The organism is Oleiphilus sp. HI0066 (genome assembly GCF_001635725.1).
This window is the reverse complement of sequence record NZ_LWFH01001222.1, coordinates 105,890-127,408: the sequence shown is the minus strand read 5'-3', so window position 1 is coordinate 127,408 and position 21,519 is coordinate 105,890. Positions and strand designations below refer to the sequence as shown.

Genomic DNA, 21,519 nt, shown 5'->3' with positions numbered 1-21,519 from the left:
GTTGCCAAATAAACCTCTTTGAGAAGCAGGAAAGTCAATGATTAGTAGTTTTGCGTTTTTCGGTGCATTAGAGACCGGTTTTATATTTGCGCTCGTCGCTCTTGGGATATTTATATCGTTTCGTATATTAGATTTCCCAGACCTGACAGTCGATGGATCGTTCCCCTTAGGTGCGGCTGTTGCAGCAAGTACGATTGTGGCTGGCTTGCACCCTTTACTCGCAACATTGCTAGCATGTATCGCCGGCTCAATAGCCGGCGTTATTACGGCGCTGCTAAACGTAAAACTTAAAATACTTCACTTACTTGCTTCGATCTTAACCATGATCGCTCTTTACTCGATCAACCTGCGTATCATGAGTGGACCCAATCAAGCCTTGCTTGGCGTCGAGACCTTGCTCACGCCTCTGGACAACCTCGTCATCGCAGGCACAGAAATCCCGTATTATATTGCTTACCCAATCGCCTTTGGGGTTTTAGCGCTCGTTGTATTGGGACTACTCGTCGTATTTCTAAAAACCGAGCTGGGTTTAGCCATGCGTGCGACCGGTTCAAACCCAAGAATGGCAAAAGCGAATGGCGTTAACACAAGCGCGATGATCATTCTAGGGATGGCTATTTCAAATGCCTTAGTTGCGCTAGCGGGCGCTTTATTTGCTCAAAGCCAAGGCAGTGCTGACGTTACAATGGGCGTCGGGGTTATCGTTATTGGACTAGCTTCTGTTATTGGCGGCGAAGCGCTTCTATCCACTCGCACAATTCTACTTTGGGCATTGGCCTGCGTGGTAGGTTCTATTCTGTATCGCATTGTGATTGCCTTTGCTTTGAATGGCGAAGTCCTCGGTCTACAAGCTCAAGACCTAAATCTAATTACAGCGGTACTAGTTACTCTCGCCATCGTTGCACCGACGCTAAAATCAAATATGAAATCTAAGCTCAATGGAGTGCGACGATGATTGAAGTGCAGGATTTACGCATTACCTTCAACGCTGGTACTCCACTTGAGAACCAAGCATTGAAGGGTATTGACCTTAGCATTCCAGAGGGTCAGTTCATTACGGTAATCGGCAGTAACGGCGCCGGAAAATCCACCTTACTCAATGCACTAGCGGGGGAATTTCTTAGCCCTAAAGGGTCGATTTCACTAGATAGAAAAGACATCAGTACTTGGTCAGTGGAAAAACGAGCGCCTCAAATTGCGCGCGTTTTCCAAGACCCTTTAATGGGAACCTGTGAAGACCTCACCATCGAAGAAAATCTCGCGCTTGCTCAAGCTCGCACCAAGACGCGCGGTCTAGGTATTGCTGCGAAACGGCAGTTTCGCCAACACTTCATGAACAAGCTCAAGCTACTACAGCTTGGACTTGAAAACCGTTTAGAAGACAAAATCGGGTTATTGTCAGGCGGGCAAAGGCAAGCAGTCAGTTTATTAATGGCCTCGCTACAGCCAATGAAATTACTCTTGCTTGATGAGCATACCGCCGCGCTTGATCCCAAAACGGCGACGTTTATTCTGGAGCTGACGAAGAATATTGTAGAGGAGTCGCAGCTTACCGCATTAATGGTGACCCATAGCATGTCGCAAGCCCTTTCGGTCGGCTCGCGCACGATCATGCTCCACCAAGGAAAGCTTGCTCTAGACGTTCATGGAGAATCACGAGAAGGCCTAAGTACTCAAGACCTACTTGCTCAGTTCCATAAAAACTATGGCGAAGTCGACGACGACGCGCTGCTACTAAGCTAATTAGTGATAGCCGCGGTAATGCTCAATCACGCTTACCGCCTGCTCTAAAGTTAGACCATACTCGTGAATGAGAAATTCAGCCTCATGCTTTTCTGATTTAGATAAACTAATACTTTTCAGAGCGTCTTCATCGAGCATATCCTCACCACGCCTTCGCGCCTCTAAGCGACGATCGCGCTCTCTTTCTCGGATCAAACGAACAAACGAAGACGCAAAAATACCCGCTGGAATTGCAGCAATACCGACTCCTGCGATCATAATGACAGAGCCGAATAGCTTTCCTGCCAATGTGATCGGGACAATGTCACCGTAACCCACGGTTGTGAGCGTTACTAGAGCCCACCACATTGAACTTGGAATACTCCCAAAGGCATCTGGTTGAACGTCTTTTTCAAAGATATAAACACCGGTAGCCGCCGTAAAGCTCAATAGAATCATGATAACGGTTGCCGCTAACAAGGTTGAAAAATTCTCTCTGTACACGGCTGCAAGTATGGTGAGAGAGCTAGAGTATCGGGTCAGTTTCAATATTCGAATAATTGCTAAAAGCTTCAAAAAACTCATATCTGACGAGTTGCTTTCGGGAAGTACCAGCAAAACCAGACCAGGCAAGAATGACATTAAATCGATAATGCCCATCGGCGAGCTCACATAACGCAATCGCCGTTTTAGCTCGGTCTCGCCATGCTCTTCCGGCGCATCTGCAGCAACCCAAACACGAACAAGGTAATCAATCAGAAACAACAGAGTGAATAAAACAGAAAGATATAGCGAATCCGCTTCGCGCGGCTCATCATCGACCGAAACAAGAAGCGCTTCAGTCATATTGAAAAAAATAGCAATGGCAATCGATAAATAGATAATCCAGGCTACGACCGATTTATGAGATGGCTCATTTAAATAACCGTACCAACGTTGGCGATGTGACAAAACGTGCTTCCCTTACTAGAACCAGAACTGCGATGCAGCGATTTATGTTGATTTAAAGCATTAGAATCAACTTTTTATTGGTCTTTCAAGTTTAAAAATAGCATTTCAACGACCATAATACGCGCGACGAATCACTATTGAGAGCCGATAGATGGGAAAACATATAACTCAAACATTAGTACCACTAAATATCAGCGTATTAACCGTATCCGATACACGTTCGTTTGATACAGACACGTCGGGGCAATATTTATGCGACAGCCTTGAGGAAGCGGGGCATACGCTCTGCAAACGCAGCATCGTAATAGACGACATTTACCAGATCCGAGCACAACTTTCAGCATGGATCGCAGATGATGAGTCTCAGGTTGTCCTAATCACAGGCGGCACGGGTTTTACGAGTCGAGACAGCACACCTGAAGCTGTTAGCCCCCTGCTGGATAAGTTGGTTGATGGGTTTGGCGAAATGTTCCGACAGTTGTCTTTAGAGCAGGTCGGCACATCAACAATTCAATCCAGAGCGCTAGCAGGCATGGCAAACGAAACACTTATCTTTTGTCTGCCAGGCAGTAACAATGCGTGTAGGACCGCGTGGGAAAATATCATCGTCTCACAAATTGACAGTCGCCATAGCCCCTGTAATTTCGTACCTCAGCTTAAAAACATCGATATCGATGCATGCCTAAGTCGCGAGCAAGACGAAAACTAAGCATTGATCACTACTAATCAGCAATTCATAAAATAGAGACACCATGGACCAAATTACGATCACGACACCAGACGACTTACATTTGCATTTCCGAGACGGAGACATGCTTAACGAAACCGTTCCAGCAACAGCACGTTGTTTCGCTCGAGCAATCGTAATGCCGAATCTTGTACCACCGGTTACCAATGGAGCCGATGTTGCTGCGTACCGACAACGCATCGAAGCGGCGCGTCCCGAGGGAAGTAACTTCACACCATTGATGACGATTTATCTTACGGATAAAACCACACGTGAAGACATTATTTCTGCAAAACAAGCAGGAGCGGTCGCTGCGAAATTATATCCAGCAGGTGCAACAACTAACTCAGATGCTGCCGTATCAAGCTTAGAAAGTTTAGACCCTGTGTTTGAAGCCCTTGTCGAAGAAGGCATGCTTCTGTTAATTCACGGGGAAGTCACTAGTCACGATATCGATATCTTTGACAGAGAGAAGTTGTTCATTGAGCAGCATCTGCGCCGCATCCATGAGAGCTTCCCAAAACTTAAAATCGTTTTTGAGCACATTACGACAAAAGAAGCGGTTGAATTCGTTCAGTCGACCAATGAGCAAGTAGCAGCCACCATTACGCCACAACATCTTTTGTTGAACCGTAACGATTTACTCGTTGGAGGCATTCGACCTCATAACTTTTGCCTACCCGTTTTGAAACGCAACATTCATCAACAGGCTCTTAGGGCTGCGGTGAAATCTGGGTCACCTAAGTTTTTCTTGGGAACAGATTCGGCTCCGCACGAGAAACATCGCAAAGAAAGTGCATGCGGCTGCGCCGGCTGTTACAGCGCATGGAGTGCAATTGAACTGTACGCAAAGGTGTTTGAAGACCTAGATTGCTTGGATCAGTTCGAGCGCTTCGCAAGCTTCAATGGTCCAGATTTTTATGGTTTACCGCGCAATACCGGAACCATTACTTTAGTGCGCGAACAATGGACTGTTCCTGAGATCATCACCCTACCTGATGGTGGAGAAATTGTTCCATTTTTTGCAGGCGAAACACTGAACTGGAAGCTTAAATAAGACCTTACACGATAGTAAGGTGATGTGATTAAGAATTAATCATTTAAAGTCCAAGTTCGCGGTATGATACGTAGCCTGAAACAATAACGTTCATTCCGCGAATTCCCAAAATGCGTTTCGAAAACCCCTTTCACATTGCCGTAGTCTTCCTTTGCGCTTTTGCGCTATCGGCCTGTCAATCAGGCGAGGACGAAAACATGCTTCAAAGTGCGGTTCGCGGTAAAGCTATTAAAGGGGTAATTAGCCAAGGCGTCGTCAGCACATACCGAGTCTCCGAAGAAAATGGCAGCCTAAGTTTATTGTCGACAACGTCCACAGATTCAAATGGGCGCTTCTCCCTCAATATTAATCACGACGAAGAACAGCCTTTACTCATTCAAATCAGCGCCCAACCAGTTGTCACTACCATGACCTGTGAGTTGCTTGAGGGCTGTATTGCGGAACACTCAGGTGTCTTAAGTGCATTTGGAGAACAAAGCTACGTGGACGACAGCTTTCAATTGTTAGGGCTGATTGCAACAGATAGCTTCGGTGAAAAGCATGCGAAAGTCTCTGCACTAAGTCATCTAATCGTAGCGACTGCGCTTAATCTCCCAGGAGGCTTAACCCGTGGCAATATAGAATTTGCAGAACGCTGGGTTATGGAAACATTTCAACTCAGTAACTCGCCTCTGATCAGCGAGCTGATCGACATTTCAGATGATTCCGCCCTTGCTCAAAACGATTCTGATGACGTTATTCAAGCAATCATCGGTGCGAGTTTTTATAATCTTTCTCAAACACAATCTTGGTATGACGCCAGCATTACTATTGATAACTTTCCAATCAGCAGCATTCTCGAGCAAGCTCAAGTTTTGGCTCTAAGTGTTAATCACCACCTTCCTGTTACTGATCAACATCCTGAGCTTATAGCAAGCCCAAGCTCTCAGAATAAAGCTGACATATTCTTGCTTTCATCACCTACTGACGCCAATGTTAATCAGTATTCCCCGTTTTTCTTAAGAGCTCAGGCATACTCAAATCAAGTACTCCAATATCAATGGCGTTTCAACGGAGAAATTATCCCTGGTGCCAATGATGCAATTTACGGAAAGACACATGCCTCATTAAACGACGCAGGCGTCTATGATGTAATCATTCGCAACGCGCAAAATCAGATCATTTCATCTTCCGCTTCTCTCAGTGTGGAACCAAAAGAACTTTCACTTAAGATTACTAAGCAACCACGATCACAGTCGATTGTCAGTGGCCAATCTATTGAACTCAATATCAATACAAATGCAGGCTCTGATGCGAATGTGTCTTGGCAGAAAGGTGCCAGCGTTTTAGCGAATAAAAATAGCTCGACACTAGTCATTTCAAACGCAAGTCAAAGTGATGCTGGTGATTATCGTGCCATCATTGAATATAAGGGTGAGGTGCTCTACTCGTCCTTTGCAAAAATCACAGTAACAGAAGCTCTCAATACTCTCAGAATCTCACAACATCCATCTGACCAAGATGTATTAGCAGGACATAACGTTCGTTTTGAGATCTCGGCTGAGGGTGGAGGTTTCATGCGCTACCAGTGGTTTAAGGATGGCAATGCGATTGAAGGAGCAACGAACGCAACGCTTGCAATAGAAAGCGCAACACAAACTGATCAAGGCAACTACACGGCACAAGTCACAAGCTCTACCGGCAATCTAAATTCAAAAGCAGCTCAACTACGTGTGATAGCTCAAAACGTCGCTCAAACCCTAGTTGAGCAACCACAGTCACAACAGGTTTACCTTGAAGACTCTTTCCAATTTAGCGTTGCTAGCACACTAGCAACGAGCCATTCGTACCAGTGGTATAAAGACGACAAAGCAATCAATGGTGCAACAAGCCGCATATACGAGGTCAGCACAGCATCGAGTGCAGATGCCGGAACGTACTACGCCACGGTTAACAATGTGTTTGGATCAATTCGTTCTAGCTCTGCTTCATTAAACGTGAAGGCCAAGCCCTCATTATCACTATCATGGGCAATGCCTACGGAGCGCGAAAACGGCGAGGCTCTAAATCAATCTGAGATATACGGATATAAACTTGCCTTTGGCAGCAGCGAAAACTCACTAAGCAATAGCGTTGAAATTGTAGGCGCGCAAAACACAAACTTTACACTTTCAAATCTTGATCCCGGCAGTTTATACCTGCACATTGCTACGATAGATTCAGACCGAATCACAGGCCGTTTCTCTCAGCCTATTGAAGTCATTCTTCAATAAAAAGTAAATGGCCCATTATTTCTCAAGCGACAATGTGAAACTTCATTACCGAGACATCGGTAACGGGCCAGCAATTATATTCCTTCACGGCTTTGGCATGCATTCTGGCCACTGGCTTCCTTACGCATATCCTTTATCGCGAAAGTATCGCGTCATCATCCCAGATCTTCGGGGTTTTGGACGATCTCATCATGCACACTTCAAGCAAGACTGCGCAGTGAGTAATTATGCCGATGACGTCGCCGAACTCATCTCAGAGCTCAATGTCTCCAGCTTCAAACTAATCGGCATTTCGATGGGTGCACTCACATCAATCAGTTATATCGACAAGTATCAGCCAACAGGTTTAGAGAGGTATTTGCACATCGATCAAAGCCCGTGCTGTGTTAATAAATCCGATTGGAGATGGGGGCTATTCGGGCATGAGCATGATGATCGAATGCAGCGCGCAAAACAGTTGTTGGATGAGCTTGAGCCATACCTAGAGCAAGGCTTTGAATACAAAGAGCTTCCCAATAACTTACGTCAACAAATACAAACTGAACTTTCTGAATTCTTTGCTTCAGCCATGTCATGGTCAAGCTTTAAGCAGCTTTCACGGCTTTTGTTGAGTAAAGAATGGATATTGAGACAACTGCTGTCCGTTAAGAACTGGGGGGCATATATGCATTGCCTTCGAGCTTACATCGATCAAGGCTATGATTTCAGACAAGCCATTGAAAATTGCGAAACGCCCATTGATATTCTAGTAGGCATGAAATCGGATATGTACCCAGCCACAGGTCAGCTTCGTATGGCGGATCTGAATGAAAGATGCTCAGTCTTACCGTTCACTAAAAGTGGCCACACCCCCTTAATTGACCAACCTTTCAAACTGACACGAGAGTTGCACCGGTTTGCGACCGCCTAATAGGTGCTGCGTTCCTGCACAAGAATCCAAGGTTTAATCACAACGGCCCAGAGTAAAGTATTGTCTGCAGACCAACGCATGGCTTGCTCATCAGAAACTTGTCCGACTTTTTCTTCAGCCATCCACCCTTTCATAACAGGGGCGTTATCTGCAACGATTTGTTCTGCGACGATAAGCATATCAAGGTCAGATGAAACGCAAATCAGCTTACCTCCAGCAAAGTAAGGTTCAAGCTCCTTCCAAGAAATCTGTGCGGTTTCTAGATTTAACTTTTGCGCTAAAGGTACTTTTTGTTGATCAGTCATGATGTGCTTGTTGCTCTCTAATAAAGAGGGCGAATTCAAGCACTCATGATGATAAAAGGCAAGTTGTTAACCAATCACCGTTGGTTGAACAAGGTCTTCGATGTAGCTAGCAACAATATCTGTTCGATGTAACTCAATTTGCGCTACAAACTGAGAAACTATGCGCTCTGGATTAGGCAATAGACGTGAATCACCGACCAATCCAAACTGTATTTGACCGCCATAACTGATGATACTCAAACCAATACCAAGATCGCCTGTTTGAGGAACCCAAAACATTTGCTCCTTGATCTTTGATCCTGCGATGTAACGTGCTTCGCGAGGTCCTGGAACATTCGACATCACTGCAGTTGTCTTATTCCCGAAGCTCTCAGTAAGCGCTCTTTGCATAGATTTTGGCAGCATGCCTGTCGCATACAAAATGCCATAAGACAAAGCTGGCTGAAGTGATTGCTTAAGCGCAATCATGTCGTGCTTTATTTTATATACGCGCTCTAAAGGATTCTCGATATCAACAGGCAATGCAGCAAACACAGTACCAAACTGGTTACCCAGGTCATCAGGATTTTGGCTTAGATCCATCTTATCCATTGGACGAATATTAACTGGAATCGTCACATGAACATTGCGCCCTTCTAAATTCTCACCCGCGCGAATCAACTCTTCACGAAAAGCGCCTGCTACACAAGACATGAGTAGGTCATTGATCTTACAGCCGACAACCTTCGCAATCCCATGAAACTTCTCAAAGCTCACCGGCTCAGACCAAGCACATGTTTTTCTAACACCAAGTTTGCCTTTCAAAGTACTACGCGGATCCGCGGGCATGGTCGCTAGTTGCGCTAACTCTGTCGCTGCACGAACACCATCACCAACAATACCGCGCATAGCATCTTGATCGCGCAAAATACTAATACCATCGCTCGATATCTTCTTAGCAAATTTAGCGTAGCGGTCTGCTCGTTCTGAAGCATTATCAATCAGACGTTGATACTTCGGCCATTCGTAGTTCAACTCCTCATCTGGAGTCTCTTCATTTGACGCTGCTTGAGCCACCGAGAACGGCGCGACATTCGCACTACCATCGGTAATGGAGTTGAATACAGATATCAACGCTAAGCCATCAGCATAGCAATGGTGAACACGCAAAATGATTGATCGGCCACCTTGATAATTCTCAACGAACAAGATTTGCCACAAAGGCTTAGAATCATCAAAAGGCATGCTCAGCTGGTCAGCAAGATAAGTTTGCAATGCTTTCTTATCTGCTTTGCCAGGTAAAGCTACTTTTTTGACGTGATTAGCAAGATCAAAGTAAGGGTCTTTTTCCCACACATACTCACCAGACACTTGCACCGGTCGAGTCATAAAACGAGGAAAACGCAAAAAACGATTAATGATCGTATTTTTAAAATCTTTGAATTCCATATCTTCCGTGATAATCATTGCATTAATGATCATCAGGTTGGTTGGCGAATCCATACGCAACCAAGCGATATCAACCCCAGTTAGAGGTTTGCTGGCATGATCATTCATACCGGCTCCTATTGTTTATTTTATATTTTTTGTTAAGCGTGCAATTTGCTAGACAAATGAGAACGCCCTAGAAACGATAAAACAGGGCTGTATTTAGTACGCATGTCACAAACAGTATCACAGATAACATTTTTTAACATCGTCGTTCCATCTATCTGCCATAATTAAATCAACGTGTTATTACAGACTGTTAAAGAGCTTTTATATAGTTACTGATCTATATTTAGTCAAACACTTTAATAACATTAATAATGAAAGCTAAGGACAGCACAAATATCGCTAGATAGGATGAATTACTAGCGGCGGTTATTACTGGGGAGATTAACTGCTGTGCAAGCCACTCACGCTCGAAAACTAATAAAGCCTATCGCACAAACATATACTGAGATGTTCTCAGGCAAAGTGTTTACAGTCGGTAAAGGCGCTGTCAGTGTTCGGAATCATGCGGACGATGCAACACACACCGTTATTGGCGTTCATGGGTTCTTAGAAAACCATTGCTATTTTACGCAGTCATACCAAGACCCTAGCACCGAACTCATCCTCATCACCTGTAGTAACTATCATATTCCAGTCGAAGGCCCTTTACCGGAGCCGGCAAGTTGGGAAATCCCAATTAAGTATTTGGAAGGCACAATAGAATATGATGCATGTATTCTTACACAAGCTTTAGAAAACCTTCCCACCACGAACAAGATTAGAATTCATGGCCACTCTCGAGGTGGAGCCGTCATTCTTGAAGCAGTTAATCAACGTCCCGATCTTTTCGAGCACGTTGAAGTTATCCTTGAAGCACCAGCACTACCTGGCGGGAAGACTCACCCACTCGTATCTGCGCTGCTTGAGCCTGTAAGTCATGGAATGTGGCCTTGGGTAATTCGATTAATCAATAGCACGCCCTCTTCGTCTTACGGGCAGATGTTCTTCGGCAAACTAAACCCACGAAAGAAAAAGTTATTACACAAGCTATTTACGGCAACAAAAGACCATCTCACTATTGTTCGTAACATTGAAAACTTATTCGCATGGATGGATAAAGCCGACTATTCAGCCTATGCACATCTGCGTCATGGAACATTCTTAATTCCTAAAGTAGATAGAATTCTCAATAGAAATCTGATGTTAAAGAGCGCTCTAAAAAGCCCAACATCTATCAGAGTGATCGAAACAGAAGCGTTAAGCCATTTTGTCACGCTAGATGATCGCAAATGGATTCCATCATTCGAGACCACGCCATCTGCTGAGCGAGCCGAACAGATCAAGCAAACCAAAAAGCAGCTCCGCATCGCTAATAGCTAGTCCCTACCCAGATCAAACCCCTTGCAACATTTGCGAGGGTGTTTACACTCTCGAAATCTTACATTTGTGCGAGTCAACATGTACCGAGAGCGTATAGCGGAAACACCAGCCAAAAGCCCTGAAGCTCTGCATCTAAAATCGTTGATGCTTACTTACCACGATTACCAATTAAATAGCTTGTCGCATCAAGGTAGTGCAATGAAGTGCCGTCTTGCAGAATGGCAAACTGAGCGATTGAAAGCGACTCACGCAGATTTATACGACAATTTTAACTTTCGCAGCGGCATCGACTTTCTGTTAGAGGAGTTATACGGCGCACACGATTTCTCTGCCCGAGATCGAGACTTAGAGCGTATCTTCCCCAAATTACTTAAGCTTCTGCCGAAGAATTTAATCAATACGGTGGCCAATTTAGTTGAATTGAATTTACTTACTCAGCAATTAGATGATCAACTCGTACAATATTTAATGAGCATAAATGCTAGCGATATCAACGAGAGTCTTTATGTAGAGGCCTATCAGAAAGCCTCCACCGCACAGCAACGGCAGCGCCAATTAGACCTTGTTAAGGCGGCTGGAGAACTCTTAGACAAGCATGCACACAACCCACTACTTCGACTAACTCTTAATTGGACAAAAAAGCCAGCAAAGAAAGCAGGGCTCGAAGAACTCCATGGTTTTCTGTTAAGAGGGCTAGACGCATTTTATGAAATGAGTGATGTGGACGTGCTAATGCAAACTTTGATTGAACGCGAAAGCCATATACTATCCAACATCTTAAATAATCGTCCCAACCCATTTCAGTCATGAGCTGTACGGATTTTTTATGTCAGAAACAATAATTAAAGATCGAGTTAAGGTCGAGATCAAAGACCAAATCGCCTATGTCACCTTATCTCGCGCAGACAAGCACAATGCCCTAGATATGCCGATGTTTGAAGCAATCGTTAAGACAGCGAAAACAATATCCAAAGACAAGAAAGTTCGCGGCGTCATCTTGTCCGGCGATGGCAAATCTTTTTGCTCTGGTATCGACGTAAAAAGCATGTTCAAAAACCCAATGACGGCCGTGAAATTGCTCATCAAACCGGGCACTAAATTCGTTAATCTTGCACAAGAAGTTAGCTACGTATGGCGTGACCTACCTGTTCCCGTTATTGCTGTGACCCATGGCAAATGTTGGGGCGGAGGGATGCAAATAGCGCTTGGAGCAGACTTTCGCTACACATCTAAGAACTGCACATTTTCGATCATGGAGACGAAATGGGGACTCATACCAGATATGGGCGGCTCGATCGCATTAAGAGAGCTTTGCTCGATCGATAAGGCAAAAGAATTAACGATGACGGCAGAAGTATTTGATGCCCAAAAAGCAGCTGAGTACAACCTCGTGACGCGCATATGCGATGACCCAATGGCGGAAGCAACTGCTTTCTTGAAAGAGATTGCAAACAAATCGCCAGATGCCATCAGCTTAACCAAGAAGCTCTATAACGGCGCATGGCTATCAACCATTCGCCAAGCTTTGAATCTCGAAACAAAACTGCAACGAAAACTGATTGGCCGTCACAATCAAAAAATCGCTGGTGCGGTTTATAGCGGCGATAAATCAGCTAGCGAATATTCAGATCGCAGCCAATAAGCTTTCGCTTAGAAGCTATGCTTTGATGACATAATATCTAGGTATAGCGACTGAGTTAGCTCTTCAAAGTTGCTTTGTTTCGGTAATCGAACAAACACCTTACTACCGCAAGCCTGCGGATCATAAGCGTCTTTTTTCAGAGGCGCTTTTTTATATTTGTGCGTACCCGTTGATTCAACCTCATCAACCAAACGAATAAAGTGAGGGATCGCGTAATCTGGTACGTGTGCCTGCAGATATTCATATAGCGCTCGCCCATCAAAAGACTGCCCGCTCTCAAACCGCAAGGCTGCCATTCCTGCGCGCCCGTTAGTTTTTGGAATTTCGACACCATAGACAATCGCGTCGATGACTCCACTATATTGACCCAGAACATTTTCAACTTCTGTCGTTGATACATTCTCGCCTTTCCAACGGAAGGTATCCCCTAGACGATCGACAAACTGAGCATGTCGAAATCCTAAGTCACGCATCATGTCGCCAGTGTTAAACCAAGCATCGCCCTGCTTAAAGACATTACGCAAAATAGTTTTCTCTGTTTTTTCTGGCTCGGTATACCCATCGAAAGGAGATTTTTCATTAATTTCACCGAGCAACAATCCCGCTTCGCCTCGACTTACTTTTCTCATATAACCATTAGAAAAACGACGCGCTTCTTCTGCATCGAGGTCATATTGGACAATGGCGTAAGGAACAGGAGAGAAACCGACGGTATTGTCTAAATTGAGCACATTCATAAAGCCGACATTGCCTTCGCTCGAGCCATAAAACTCATGCACGCGATCAATATCAAAACGCTGTTTAAATTCGCGCCAAATTTCTGGCCGAAGCCCATTGCCAAACATCACACGCACTTTGTTTTCACGCTCAATATCGCTCGGAGCTTGCGCCACTAAGTACCGGCACAACTCGCCGATATAGCACAAGGCAGTCACTCCTTGCGAAACCACATCATGCCAATATTTACTTGCCGAAAACTTTCTTACCAATACTAAGGTTGCACCACTCGATACGATACTAGACCAAGCCACAACCATCGCTGTCGCGTGATAAAACGGCAAGGGAACATAAACGCGATCATCACTACGCAACTGAATACACGCTTCCCCAATTCCACCGTAGGCTTTCATATATCGCCCATTGGTTAATATGGCGGCTTTCGGTAAGCCCGTTGTGCCCGACGTGTAAAAATAACAAAGAGGATCATTCGCTCGGATGTGTTCACTATGCGGGAGGTTCTGCTCACTCTGGTTACCAGCGACTGCCATCAAATCATAGGCATTTTTAGGCGTATCATTCGTAGCTTTATCAGCGACCCATAACACACTTTGATCGCCATCAGGCAGCGCTGACTCAACAGCCATACAAGCGTCGAACAACTCTTCACCGACAATGATGCGCTTGGGCGAAACCAAACGAATACTATGTTCAAGAACATTGCCTCGCTGCGATGTATTGATCAGCGCAGCAATTGCCCCCAACTTCGCTAACGCCACAACGCATAGTAATAACTCAACACGATTTTCCATCATGACAACAATCGTATCGCCCTTTACCGTCCCTGTGCCCTCTAGATAATGCGCAATTTGATTAGCTTTGCGATTGAAGTCGCTATAACTCAAAGACTGCCCTTCAAACATCACCGCGATATTGTCTGGAAACTTTGATGCTGCCAGCTCAAAGCACGAAGCTAAATTATTAACGGGATTCTTACGCTGCTGCGCGACACGATATAAACCGCGTAATTTCTTTGGAAGGCCTCTAAAAAGCTCGGGAGAACGAACGATAAGATCACGTGCGCTTAAAGCACGCTGATTGGCTATTTGAGTCATAAGGATTCTTATTTTTGTTAGATATCGGTAGTTTTATTTTGCAGCAAACGCGTCGAGGTATTTATGCACTTCCTGCTCAATTCGTGTTTTAAACGGTCGCAAAACAAAACTAAGCTCTAAAGTTAACGCGATACTATCCGAAGCACAGTGAATTTCACCTTTCGCACCAGATCCTTTAAACGCAAGCGTCTCACCTTGCCAACCGTATTTGAGCCCAAACTTTTCAGTTAGATCTTCCGCTAAACTTTCCGCTTCTTGCTTTGCAGCGTCTAGTCCTCGGTTATGCGTTCTTTCGATGCGAATTGCGCTCATCAAAAAATCCTATTGCTGATTAGTTTTACAATTTGGCAAGTCTAACCGATATTGCACAAACCCAGAACAATCTAATTGGTTTTCAAGATAGTCTTCGAGCTCTGTGAACGATAGAATAGGTGCAGATTTAGTCTTGCAAGAGCAACTTAGCGTGAAAGAAACCCAAGCAAACAACGACACCAATCAAAACACCACTCACTTTGGTTTTGAGAACGTCAACGTCGAAGAAAAAGCCGGCAAAGTCGCAGACGTATTTCATTCTGTCGCTACAAAATACGACATCATGAACGACTTAATGTCTTTTGGAATCCACCGTTTATGGAAACGTTTGACCATTGAGTCCTCTGGCGTACGCTCTGGTCATAAGGTACTAGACATTGCGGGGGGAACTGGAGATCTCACGATGCAGTTCTCCAAACGCGTTGGAGATCAAGGCAAAGTTGTACTCGCTGACATTAACGCCTCTATGCTCAATGTCGGACGAGACAGATTATTAGACAAAGGCTACGGCAGCAATATTGAATTTGTACAAGCGAATGCAGAATGCCTTCCCTTCCCAGATAATTACTTTAATGCCGTATCGATCGCGTTTGGCTTAAGAAATGTCACTGATAAAGATAAAGCTATCCGCTCTATGTTCCGCGTATTGAAACCGGGCGGCAGACTTTTGATATTGGAATTTTCAAAACCCACTAACACAGTGCTTAGTGATGTGTATGACAAATACTCATTCACCGCACTCCCTATGATGGGCAAGCTCATCACAAATGATAGTGAAAGCTATAAATACCTAGCTGAATCTATTCGTATGCATCCAGACCAAGAAACCTTGAAGGGTATGATGGATGAGGCAGGATTCGTTAATACGCGCTATCAAAATATGACTGGCGGCATTGTTGCTCTACACACCGGAGTAAAGGCGTAGTGAACATCTTTAGCCAACCTTTATTCCAACAGTTCGCACCTAGCGTTGAGAAAACACTCAACGCTACCTTATCTATGGATCCAGGTTCAGAACAAAAACTAAAGCCTCTTAATGGCTGTGTGCTCGAACTACGTATTAGCAATCTAAATCAATCGCTATTCATTGGCGCAAAAAACAATCGCATCTTACTTTTATCTGCAGAGCAAGCTCCAACAGTCACCATGACCGCCAGCCTGTCAGGACTATTAAAATTGGCCGCTTATAGAGACACTGCCACTCTACTGAACTCAGGCGACCTTGCGTTTACTGGTGATGCCGTACGCGCACAACAAATTCAGCGTTTTGCAGATAATTTAGATATCGACTGGGAAGGCTTGCTAGCTAACTTCATTGGCGATACACCAGCAAAATTTATCAGCAGCGGCGCAAAACAAAGCATCACCATTGCAAAGACCTTCAGCAAAAACTTCGTGAAAGACCTAGAAGAGTTCGTAAAATACGAACTTCGTTTACTTCCTTCTCGCGCATTAGCCAACAAGCAATTCGAAGCGATAGACCAACTCCGTTTGGCCGGAGATCGTCTAGAAGCAAGAGTAAGATCACTTTCGAAACGCATCAAGCGAGGTTAGTTTGGCTGCCGACTTAGGAACTAAAAAGTTAAGCAGGGCCTTCAAAATATTATGGGTGACTTGCCGTTATCGCTTAGATGACTTTCTTCCACTAACTTCGCTCCCTACCTCACTGCGATTACTGCTTATTCTGGCTCCTTGGCAGTTGTTTCCAAGACCTAAGCATTCAAAAGCCGTTCGTCTGAGATTAGCCATTGAAACTCTCGGCCCGATTTTTATTAAATTTGGGCAGCTGCTTTCAACGCGTCGTGACTTATTAGATGACGAGTTAGCCAATGAGCTGAAAAAGCTACAAGACCAAGTACCTCCCTTTAGTCAGAAAGAGTCGATTCTACTTATTGAAAAGGGTTTAGGCCGACCTGTCTCTGAGGTGTTTTCACGATTCGATGAAGACGTCATGGCCTCAGCGTCTATTGCTCAAGTGCATAGTGCGCAGTTGCCTAACGGACAGGAAGTGATTGTTAAAGTCATTCGTCCAAACATTAAGAAGACTATTCAGCAAGATTTGTCGCTCATGAAGCTATTTGCATACTTGCTTGAAGCTTTATGGAAAAACGGCAAACGCTTACGCGCTCAACAAATTGTTCTCGATTATGAAAAAACCATATTCGATGAACTTGATTTGCAACGCGAAGCAGCCAATGCCTCTCAAATCCGCCGTAACTTCTTAAACTCAGAGCTGATTTATATCCCAGAAGTATATTGGCCTTATTGCAATCAACATGTGCTCGTGATGGAACGCATATATGGCACTCCCGTTGCCGATATCGAAACGCTAAAAGCACATCATGTTGATTTAAAAGTTCTCGCTGAACGCGGTGTCGAGATTTTCTTCACACAAGTTTTTCGCGATAGTTTTTTCCATGCAGACATGCATCCCGGCAATATTTTTGTTTCAACAAAAAATCCGCAAGCAGCTCAGTATATCGCCGTCGATTTCGGCATTGTCGGTACTCTTGGCGAAGAAGACCAGAACTATCTTGCCCGCAACCTGCTCGCATTCTTCAATCGCGACTACCACGAAGTAGCACGCTTACATGTTGACTCTGGATGGGTGCCATCGACAACACGCGTGGAAGAATTTGAAGCGGCAATAAGAACAGTCTGTGAGCCCATTTTTGAACGACCGTTAAGCGAAATTTCATTTGGCCAATTCTTAGTGCGTCTTTTCCAAACCGCACAACGCTTCGATATGGAAGTACAACCTCAACTCGTTCTTTTGCAGAAAACCTTAATCAATATTGAAGGATTAGGCCGACAGCTATACCCAGATCTGGATCTATGGAGTACAGCAAAACCCTTTCTAGAACGCTGGATGCGCGATCGACTTGCACCACCAGGCGTATTCAAGCGACTACGCGAGCAATTCCCAGATTTAGTACAGCAGTCACCAGAACTACCTAAGTTAATCTACGAGACCATGGACAACCTAAGTCGTCTCGAGCCCCCAAGGGCACAAACAAGCTCATACCAAGGCGATACACAAAAACCAAACAAGAAACGTAAAGTACTTGCTTGCGTATTGATTGGCACAGGCTTAATCTCAAGCAATGCGGATTGGCTCCACATCGCGCAAACACTGTCAGCCGCCTCTGCACTAAGTATCACGCTAGGTGCCTGGCTACTGCTTACATCAAAGTAATTGGAGAATTGAATTTAATGTCTGACGTATTAAAGCAACTACAAGAAGTTTTGGATGCACGGCGTTCAGCAGATCCAGAAAGTTCATACGTCGCAAGCCTTCACAATAAGGGACTAAATAAAATTCTCGAGAAAGTTGGCGAAGAATGCACCGAAACAATTTTGGCAGCGAAAGATGCGCAAACTGATTGTAATAAACAAGATCTAATATACGAGACAGCAGACCTTTGGTTTCATACTATGGTTATGCTATCTCACTTAGACATTACGAACGAAGAAATACTAAATGAGTTGGAGCGACGCTTTAACCTCTCTGGCTTAGAAGAAAAAGCTCAACGTAAGAAGGAGTCTTAATATGGGAATCAGCCCTACTCAGCTACTGATTATTTTAGTGATTGTTGCCTTGATATTCGGCACCAAAAAACTTCGCAATATGGGCGGAGATCTTGGCGGCGCAGTAAAAGGCTTTAAAAAAGCAATGAAAGACGAAGAGCAAGCTAAACCGCTTGATAAGAAAGATGATGACGTGATCGACGTTAAAGCTGAAAAAACAAATTCAGACAATAACAAGGCATAGATAAACACCTATGTTTGATATTGGCTTTCTTGAAATTATCATCGTTGCCATTATTTCGCTGCTCGTCCTGGGGCCAGAGCGTCTTCCTAAAGCAGCCGCGACAATTGGCAAATGGATTGGCAAAGCTCGACGACTAACCAGCACACTTTCTCAAGAAATTGATCGTCAGGTAGAAATAGAAGAACTTCGAGAGCAACTTAAAAAACAAGGCAACAGCTTGGATATCAATGATGATGCAAACAAAATTCATCAGACAGTTTCGCAAGCATTAGCCGACGTTGAAAAAGAAAGCCTTAGCACCAGTCAGCCATTGGAATCTTCAACCGCACCAAGTAAAGAAGTATGAGCGACAACGATTCAAGCGCGCCTGAAAACGATCAGGCTCAACCTTTAATGGCTCACTTAATTGAGCTAAGAAATCGTATGCTTAAAGCCGTGATCGCGGTCATAGTGGTATTTCTATCTCTCTATTATTTTGCGAACGATCTTTATCAATTATTATCCGAGCCACTTCGTGCGCTGATGCCTGAAGGCACAACCATGATAGCAACAGAAGTTGCCTCGCCTTTTCTAACCCCTTTCAAGCTTACTTTCTTCGCATCGATCTTTATCGCAATGCCTTATGTGCTTTTCCAGATTTGGGGATTTATCTCTCCCGCTCTGTTCGATAAAGAAAAGCGCCTAGCAATGCCTTTATTATTCTCAAGCGTGCTGCTGTTTTATCTAGGAATGGCCTTTGCCTACTTTGTCGTATTCCCATTGGTATTTGGATTTTTTACCTCTGCAGGACCAGAAGGTGTTGCGGTGATGACTGACATCAGTCGCTATCTCGACTTCGTCATGAAGATGTTTTTCGCGTTCGGCTTTGCTTTTGAAATCCCGATTGCGATTATTATTCTCGTGTCAGTGGGGGCGACAAGCACAGCCAGCCTTTCAGAGAAGCGCCCTTACCTCGTTGTTGGCTGTTTTGTTGTGGGTATGCTTCTGACTCCACCTGACGTTATTTCTCAAACATTGCTAGCCCTTCCAATGTGGCTTTTGTTCGAAATCGGTTTACTGTTTTCAAAACTTATTGAGAAAAAACAAACAGAAAATGAGCAACTAACAAACTAGTAATGAACCTGCTCTTACTCTCTCCAAACAATATTATCGATGAGTCGACTGCCGTCATTAAAGGACGGCAGCTCGAGCATATCCACAAGACCTTGCGCGCGAAAACCGGTGATACGCTGAGCGTAGGCATTGAAAACGGTTTGATTGGGAAAGGCACATTAACCGAGCTCAATCAAGTACAAGCAAAGCTAACATTTCGCTGTACAAAGCAAGCCCCAGCACCATTACCGATCAAGCTCGTATTGGCGCTACCACGGCCTAAAATGCTTCGTCGCATCATTCAAACTGCCGTCACGATGGGAGTCAAAGACTTCACCTTTATCAATGCCTGGAAGGTAGAAAAGAGTTATTGGCAGACCCCTTGGTTAAACGAGGAATCACTGCGTGAAAATGCGCTCATCGGCTTAGAGCAAGCCAAAGATACGGTGATGCCCGTATTCAAAACAAGAAAGCTGTTCAAACCTTTTGTAGAAGACGAATTAAGCGACCTAGCGGGAAATGACCTCAAACTCATCGCACATCCGCACACTGAAACGCCGTGCCCTGTTCAATTAGATCCGAAACAGCCAGTGACCTTAGCAATTGGTCCAGAGGGAGGATTTACAAAATATGAGGTCTCGAAATTTTACGAACAACAGTTTGAGTCTGTGCATCTAGGAGATCGGATCTTAAGGACTGAAACTGCCGTCCCAGCACTACTATCAAGGCTTTACCCAGCATAAGCTGAGCAAAGCCTTAGTCCTAACTATGAGTAGCTCTGTTGTGCTCGCAGGTCTGGCACCTCTTGTTCACGACTCTTCACAATTACTATCGATCCCATCACGGCTGACAACAACGAGCCTAACAAAACTCCTAGCTTAACGCTCTCTTGATATGCTGCATCCATGCCTTCAAAAGCAAGCGACCCGATAAACAAACTCATCGTAAAACCTATGCCGCAAAGAATACACACACCATAGAGTTGTAACCAAGTCGTTCCCTTAGGAAGCGATGTAATACCTGACTTGATTGCTAACCAACACACACCAAAAATACCGATTTGTTTACCAACAAATAGCCCAAGTGCGATGCCCATCGTAACGGGATGGAACAAGTCTTCCACTCCAATACCTACCAAGTTCACACCCGCATTAGCGAACGCAAAGACAGGCAGGATGAAAAATGCGACCCATGGCTGAATGCCATGCTCCATTTGCTTGAGCATGGAATGCCCGTGCTCAGTCTTCACATTGAGAGGTATAAACCAAGCGACGATGAAACCAGCAAGCGTCGCATGCACGCCTGACTTCAATACGACCGCCCAGACAACCACACCTATGATGATATACGCAGCTTGCGCTCTCACCTTTAAACGGTTCAAGATAAACAATCCGACTAAGCCAAATCCCGCCACAGACAAAGAAAGACCTGACAAATCCGCAGAATAAAACAGAGCGATAATAACGATTGCGCCAATGTCATCGAAGATAGCCACAGACAGTAAGAACAGCTTTAAGGTTAAAGGCAAGCTCTTACCAAATAAGCTAAACAAACCCAGCGCAAAGGCAATATCGGTCGCCGAAGGAATCGCCCAACCTCTTAGCCCGACTTCATCGCCAGTATTAAAAAATACATACACTAAAGCCGGAGCAACGATCCCTGCTATTGCCGCTATACCAGGAAGAATAATTTGATCCTTCGATGACAAATGTCCTTCTAGTATTTCGCGTTTTACTTCTAGACCTATAAGGAAGAAGAACAAAGCCATGAGTCCGTCATTGATCCATAGCAACAGCGGTTTCGCTATTTCAAAGCCACCTAGTTGCAAGACAACCGGCATGTTAAGGAAGTCGCTATAGAACATGTTGATGCCCGAATTAGCCATGATAAGGGCCAATAGGGCAGCACAAATCAACAACACACCTCCAGCAGCATCATGCTGAACCATCTCTCGAAAAACTTTTGTCACAACGATCTCCATTGTTAGCTTGTTTAGCAATCCTTTATACGCATCAGTAGTACGCCGAAAAAGTCGAATATACCTCTAAATCATCGATAAATTCTGTCTATAAAAATGAATCCAAAAAAAGCGTAAAGCACGTTTAGGGAG

The 21,519-nt window shown here is 44.5% G+C and carries 23 protein-coding genes; 17 read left to right on the top strand and 6 right to left on the bottom strand.

The annotated features are described in order from the left end of the window. The first annotated feature begins 37 nt into the window (after window positions 1-37). Together A3738_RS17455 and A3738_RS17450 are read left to right on the top strand one after the other, a co-directional pair. On the top strand, window positions 38-955 hold the full coding sequence (locus tag A3738_RS17455) for an ABC transporter permease (RefSeq protein WP_068481704.1): 918 nt from the start codon (window positions 38-40) through the stop codon (window positions 953-955). Further along, window positions 952-1,743, top strand: coding sequence for an ABC transporter ATP-binding protein (locus tag A3738_RS17450; protein WP_068481706.1), 792 nt, complete (start codon window positions 952-954; stop codon window positions 1,741-1,743). The genes A3738_RS17455 and A3738_RS17450 overlap by 4 nt, the downstream gene beginning before the upstream one ends. On the opposite strand, the gene A3738_RS17445 is transcribed toward A3738_RS17450, so the two are convergent. Next, window positions 1,744-2,673, bottom strand: a complete 930-nt coding sequence (locus tag A3738_RS17445; RefSeq protein ID WP_068481707.1) for an ion transporter — start codon at window positions 2,671-2,673, stop codon at window positions 1,744-1,746. It abuts the gene before it with no gap. 151 nt (window positions 2,674-2,824) lie between these two features. Here A3738_RS17445 and moaB point away from each other — a divergent pair, with 151 nt between their 5' ends. The 4 genes from moaB (at window position 2,825) to A3738_RS17425 (ending at window position 7,619) form a co-directional block, all read left to right on the top strand. Then, window positions 2,825-3,382, top strand: a complete 558-nt coding sequence (gene moaB / locus A3738_RS17440; RefSeq protein WP_068481710.1) for a molybdenum cofactor biosynthesis protein B — start codon at window positions 2,825-2,827, stop codon at window positions 3,380-3,382. Between the two features lie 43 nt (window positions 3,383-3,425). Next, window positions 3,426-4,457 (top strand): dihydroorotase, encoded by a 1,032-nt coding sequence (gene pyrC / locus A3738_RS17435; protein ID WP_068481713.1) that lies wholly within the window; start codon window positions 3,426-3,428, stop codon window positions 4,455-4,457. A 197-nt stretch (window positions 4,458-4,654) separates the two neighbouring features. Further along, window positions 4,655-6,709: an immunoglobulin domain-containing protein gene (locus tag A3738_RS17430; RefSeq protein WP_197472381.1), complete on the top strand. Its 2,055-nt coding sequence runs from the start codon at window positions 4,655-4,657 to the stop codon at window positions 6,707-6,709. 34 nt (window positions 6,710-6,743) lie between these two features. Beyond that, window positions 6,744-7,619, top strand: a complete 876-nt coding sequence (locus A3738_RS17425; protein ID WP_197472380.1) for an alpha/beta fold hydrolase — start codon at window positions 6,744-6,746, stop codon at window positions 7,617-7,619. Here A3738_RS17425 and A3738_RS17420 read toward each other — a convergent pair. After that, a complete protein-coding gene (locus A3738_RS17420; RefSeq protein WP_068502118.1) occupies window positions 7,616-7,924 on the bottom strand; it encodes a DUF2288 domain-containing protein in 309 nt (102 codons plus the stop codon). The genes A3738_RS17425 and A3738_RS17420 overlap by 4 nt on opposite strands. 66 nt (window positions 7,925-7,990) lie before the next feature. Next, on the bottom strand, window positions 7,991-9,460 hold the full coding sequence (locus tag A3738_RS17415; protein WP_068502116.1) for a wax ester/triacylglycerol synthase family O-acyltransferase: 1,470 nt from the start codon (window positions 9,458-9,460) through the stop codon (window positions 7,991-7,993). Window positions 9,461-9,790: 330 nt separating this feature from the next. On the opposite strand from A3738_RS17415, the gene A3738_RS17410 reads away from it, so the two are divergent. The 3 genes from A3738_RS17410 (at window position 9,791) to A3738_RS17400 (ending at window position 12,401) form a co-directional block, all read left to right on the top strand. Further along, complete coding sequence (locus tag A3738_RS17410) at window positions 9,791-10,759, top strand: alpha/beta hydrolase (RefSeq protein ID WP_068481726.1); 969 nt, start codon at window positions 9,791-9,793, stop codon at window positions 10,757-10,759. Window positions 10,760-10,837: 78 nt separating this feature from the next. Further along, window positions 10,838-11,569, top strand: a complete 732-nt coding sequence (locus tag A3738_RS17405; RefSeq protein WP_068502112.1) for a hypothetical protein — start codon at window positions 10,838-10,840, stop codon at window positions 11,567-11,569. A gap of 16 nt (window positions 11,570-11,585) precedes the next feature. Next, complete coding sequence (locus tag A3738_RS17400; protein ID WP_068479559.1) at window positions 11,586-12,401, top strand: crotonase/enoyl-CoA hydratase family protein; 816 nt, start codon at window positions 11,586-11,588, stop codon at window positions 12,399-12,401. Window positions 12,402-12,409: 8 nt separating this feature from the next. On the opposite strand, the gene A3738_RS17395 is transcribed toward A3738_RS17400, so the two are convergent. Together A3738_RS17395 and A3738_RS17390 are read right to left on the bottom strand one after the other, a co-directional pair. Then, the gene (locus A3738_RS17395; protein ID WP_068481729.1) at window positions 12,410-14,233 is read right to left on the bottom strand and encodes a long-chain-acyl-CoA synthetase; all 1,824 of its coding nucleotides are present in this window, start codon (window positions 14,231-14,233) and stop codon (window positions 12,410-12,412) included. 33 nt (window positions 14,234-14,266) lie between these two features. After that, window positions 14,267-14,545 carry a polyhydroxyalkanoic acid system family protein gene (locus A3738_RS17390; RefSeq protein ID WP_068479568.1) on the bottom strand — a complete coding sequence of 93 codons (279 nt, stop codon included), beginning with the start codon at window positions 14,543-14,545 and terminating at the stop codon, window positions 14,267-14,269. A gap of 151 nt (window positions 14,546-14,696) precedes the next feature. On the opposite strand from A3738_RS17390, the gene ubiE reads away from it, so the two are divergent. From ubiE to A3738_RS17350, 8 genes are read left to right on the top strand one after another with little or no spacing between them, the layout of a single operon-like run. Beyond that, window positions 14,697-15,470 carry a bifunctional demethylmenaquinone methyltransferase/2-methoxy-6-polyprenyl-1,4-benzoquinol methylase UbiE gene (gene ubiE / locus A3738_RS17385; protein WP_068479572.1) on the top strand — a complete coding sequence of 258 codons (774 nt, stop codon included), beginning with the start codon at window positions 14,697-14,699 and terminating at the stop codon, window positions 15,468-15,470. Continuing rightward, window positions 15,470-16,099, top strand: a complete 630-nt coding sequence (locus A3738_RS17380; protein ID WP_068481732.1) for an SCP2 domain-containing protein — start codon at window positions 15,470-15,472, stop codon at window positions 16,097-16,099. Before ubiE ends, A3738_RS17380 begins: the two co-directional genes overlap by 1 nt. A gap of 1 nt (window position 16,100) precedes the next feature. Further along, complete coding sequence (ubiB, locus tag A3738_RS17375; RefSeq protein WP_068502857.1) at window positions 16,101-17,741, top strand: ubiquinone biosynthesis regulatory protein kinase UbiB; 1,641 nt, start codon at window positions 16,101-16,103, stop codon at window positions 17,739-17,741. A 17-nt stretch (window positions 17,742-17,758) separates the two neighbouring features. Then, window positions 17,759-18,094: a phosphoribosyl-ATP diphosphatase gene (locus tag A3738_RS17370; RefSeq protein ID WP_068481737.1), complete on the top strand. Its 336-nt coding sequence runs from the start codon at window positions 17,759-17,761 to the stop codon at window positions 18,092-18,094. Between the two features lies 1 nt (window position 18,095). Beyond that, window positions 18,096-18,317, top strand: coding sequence for a Sec-independent protein translocase subunit TatA (gene tatA, locus A3738_RS17365; protein WP_068481740.1), 222 nt, complete (start codon window positions 18,096-18,098; stop codon window positions 18,315-18,317). Between the two features lie 10 nt (window positions 18,318-18,327). Further along, a complete protein-coding gene (gene tatB / locus A3738_RS17360) occupies window positions 18,328-18,663 on the top strand; it encodes a Sec-independent protein translocase protein TatB (protein ID WP_068481743.1) in 336 nt (111 codons plus the stop codon). Further along, entirely contained in the window at window positions 18,660-19,430 is a 771-nt protein-coding gene (tatC, locus tag A3738_RS17355) for a twin-arginine translocase subunit TatC (protein WP_068481754.1), read from the top strand. Before tatB ends, tatC begins: the two co-directional genes overlap by 4 nt. A gap of 2 nt (window positions 19,431-19,432) precedes the next feature. Continuing rightward, complete coding sequence (locus tag A3738_RS17350) at window positions 19,433-20,152, top strand: 16S rRNA (uracil(1498)-N(3))-methyltransferase (protein WP_068481772.1); 720 nt, start codon at window positions 19,433-19,435, stop codon at window positions 20,150-20,152. A gap of 23 nt (window positions 20,153-20,175) precedes the next feature. Here A3738_RS17350 and nhaA read toward each other — a convergent pair whose 3' ends face one another. Next, complete coding sequence (gene nhaA / locus A3738_RS17345) at window positions 20,176-21,378, bottom strand: Na+/H+ antiporter NhaA (protein ID WP_231876682.1); 1,203 nt, start codon at window positions 21,376-21,378, stop codon at window positions 20,176-20,178. Between the last annotated feature and the right edge of the window lie 141 nt (window positions 21,379-21,519).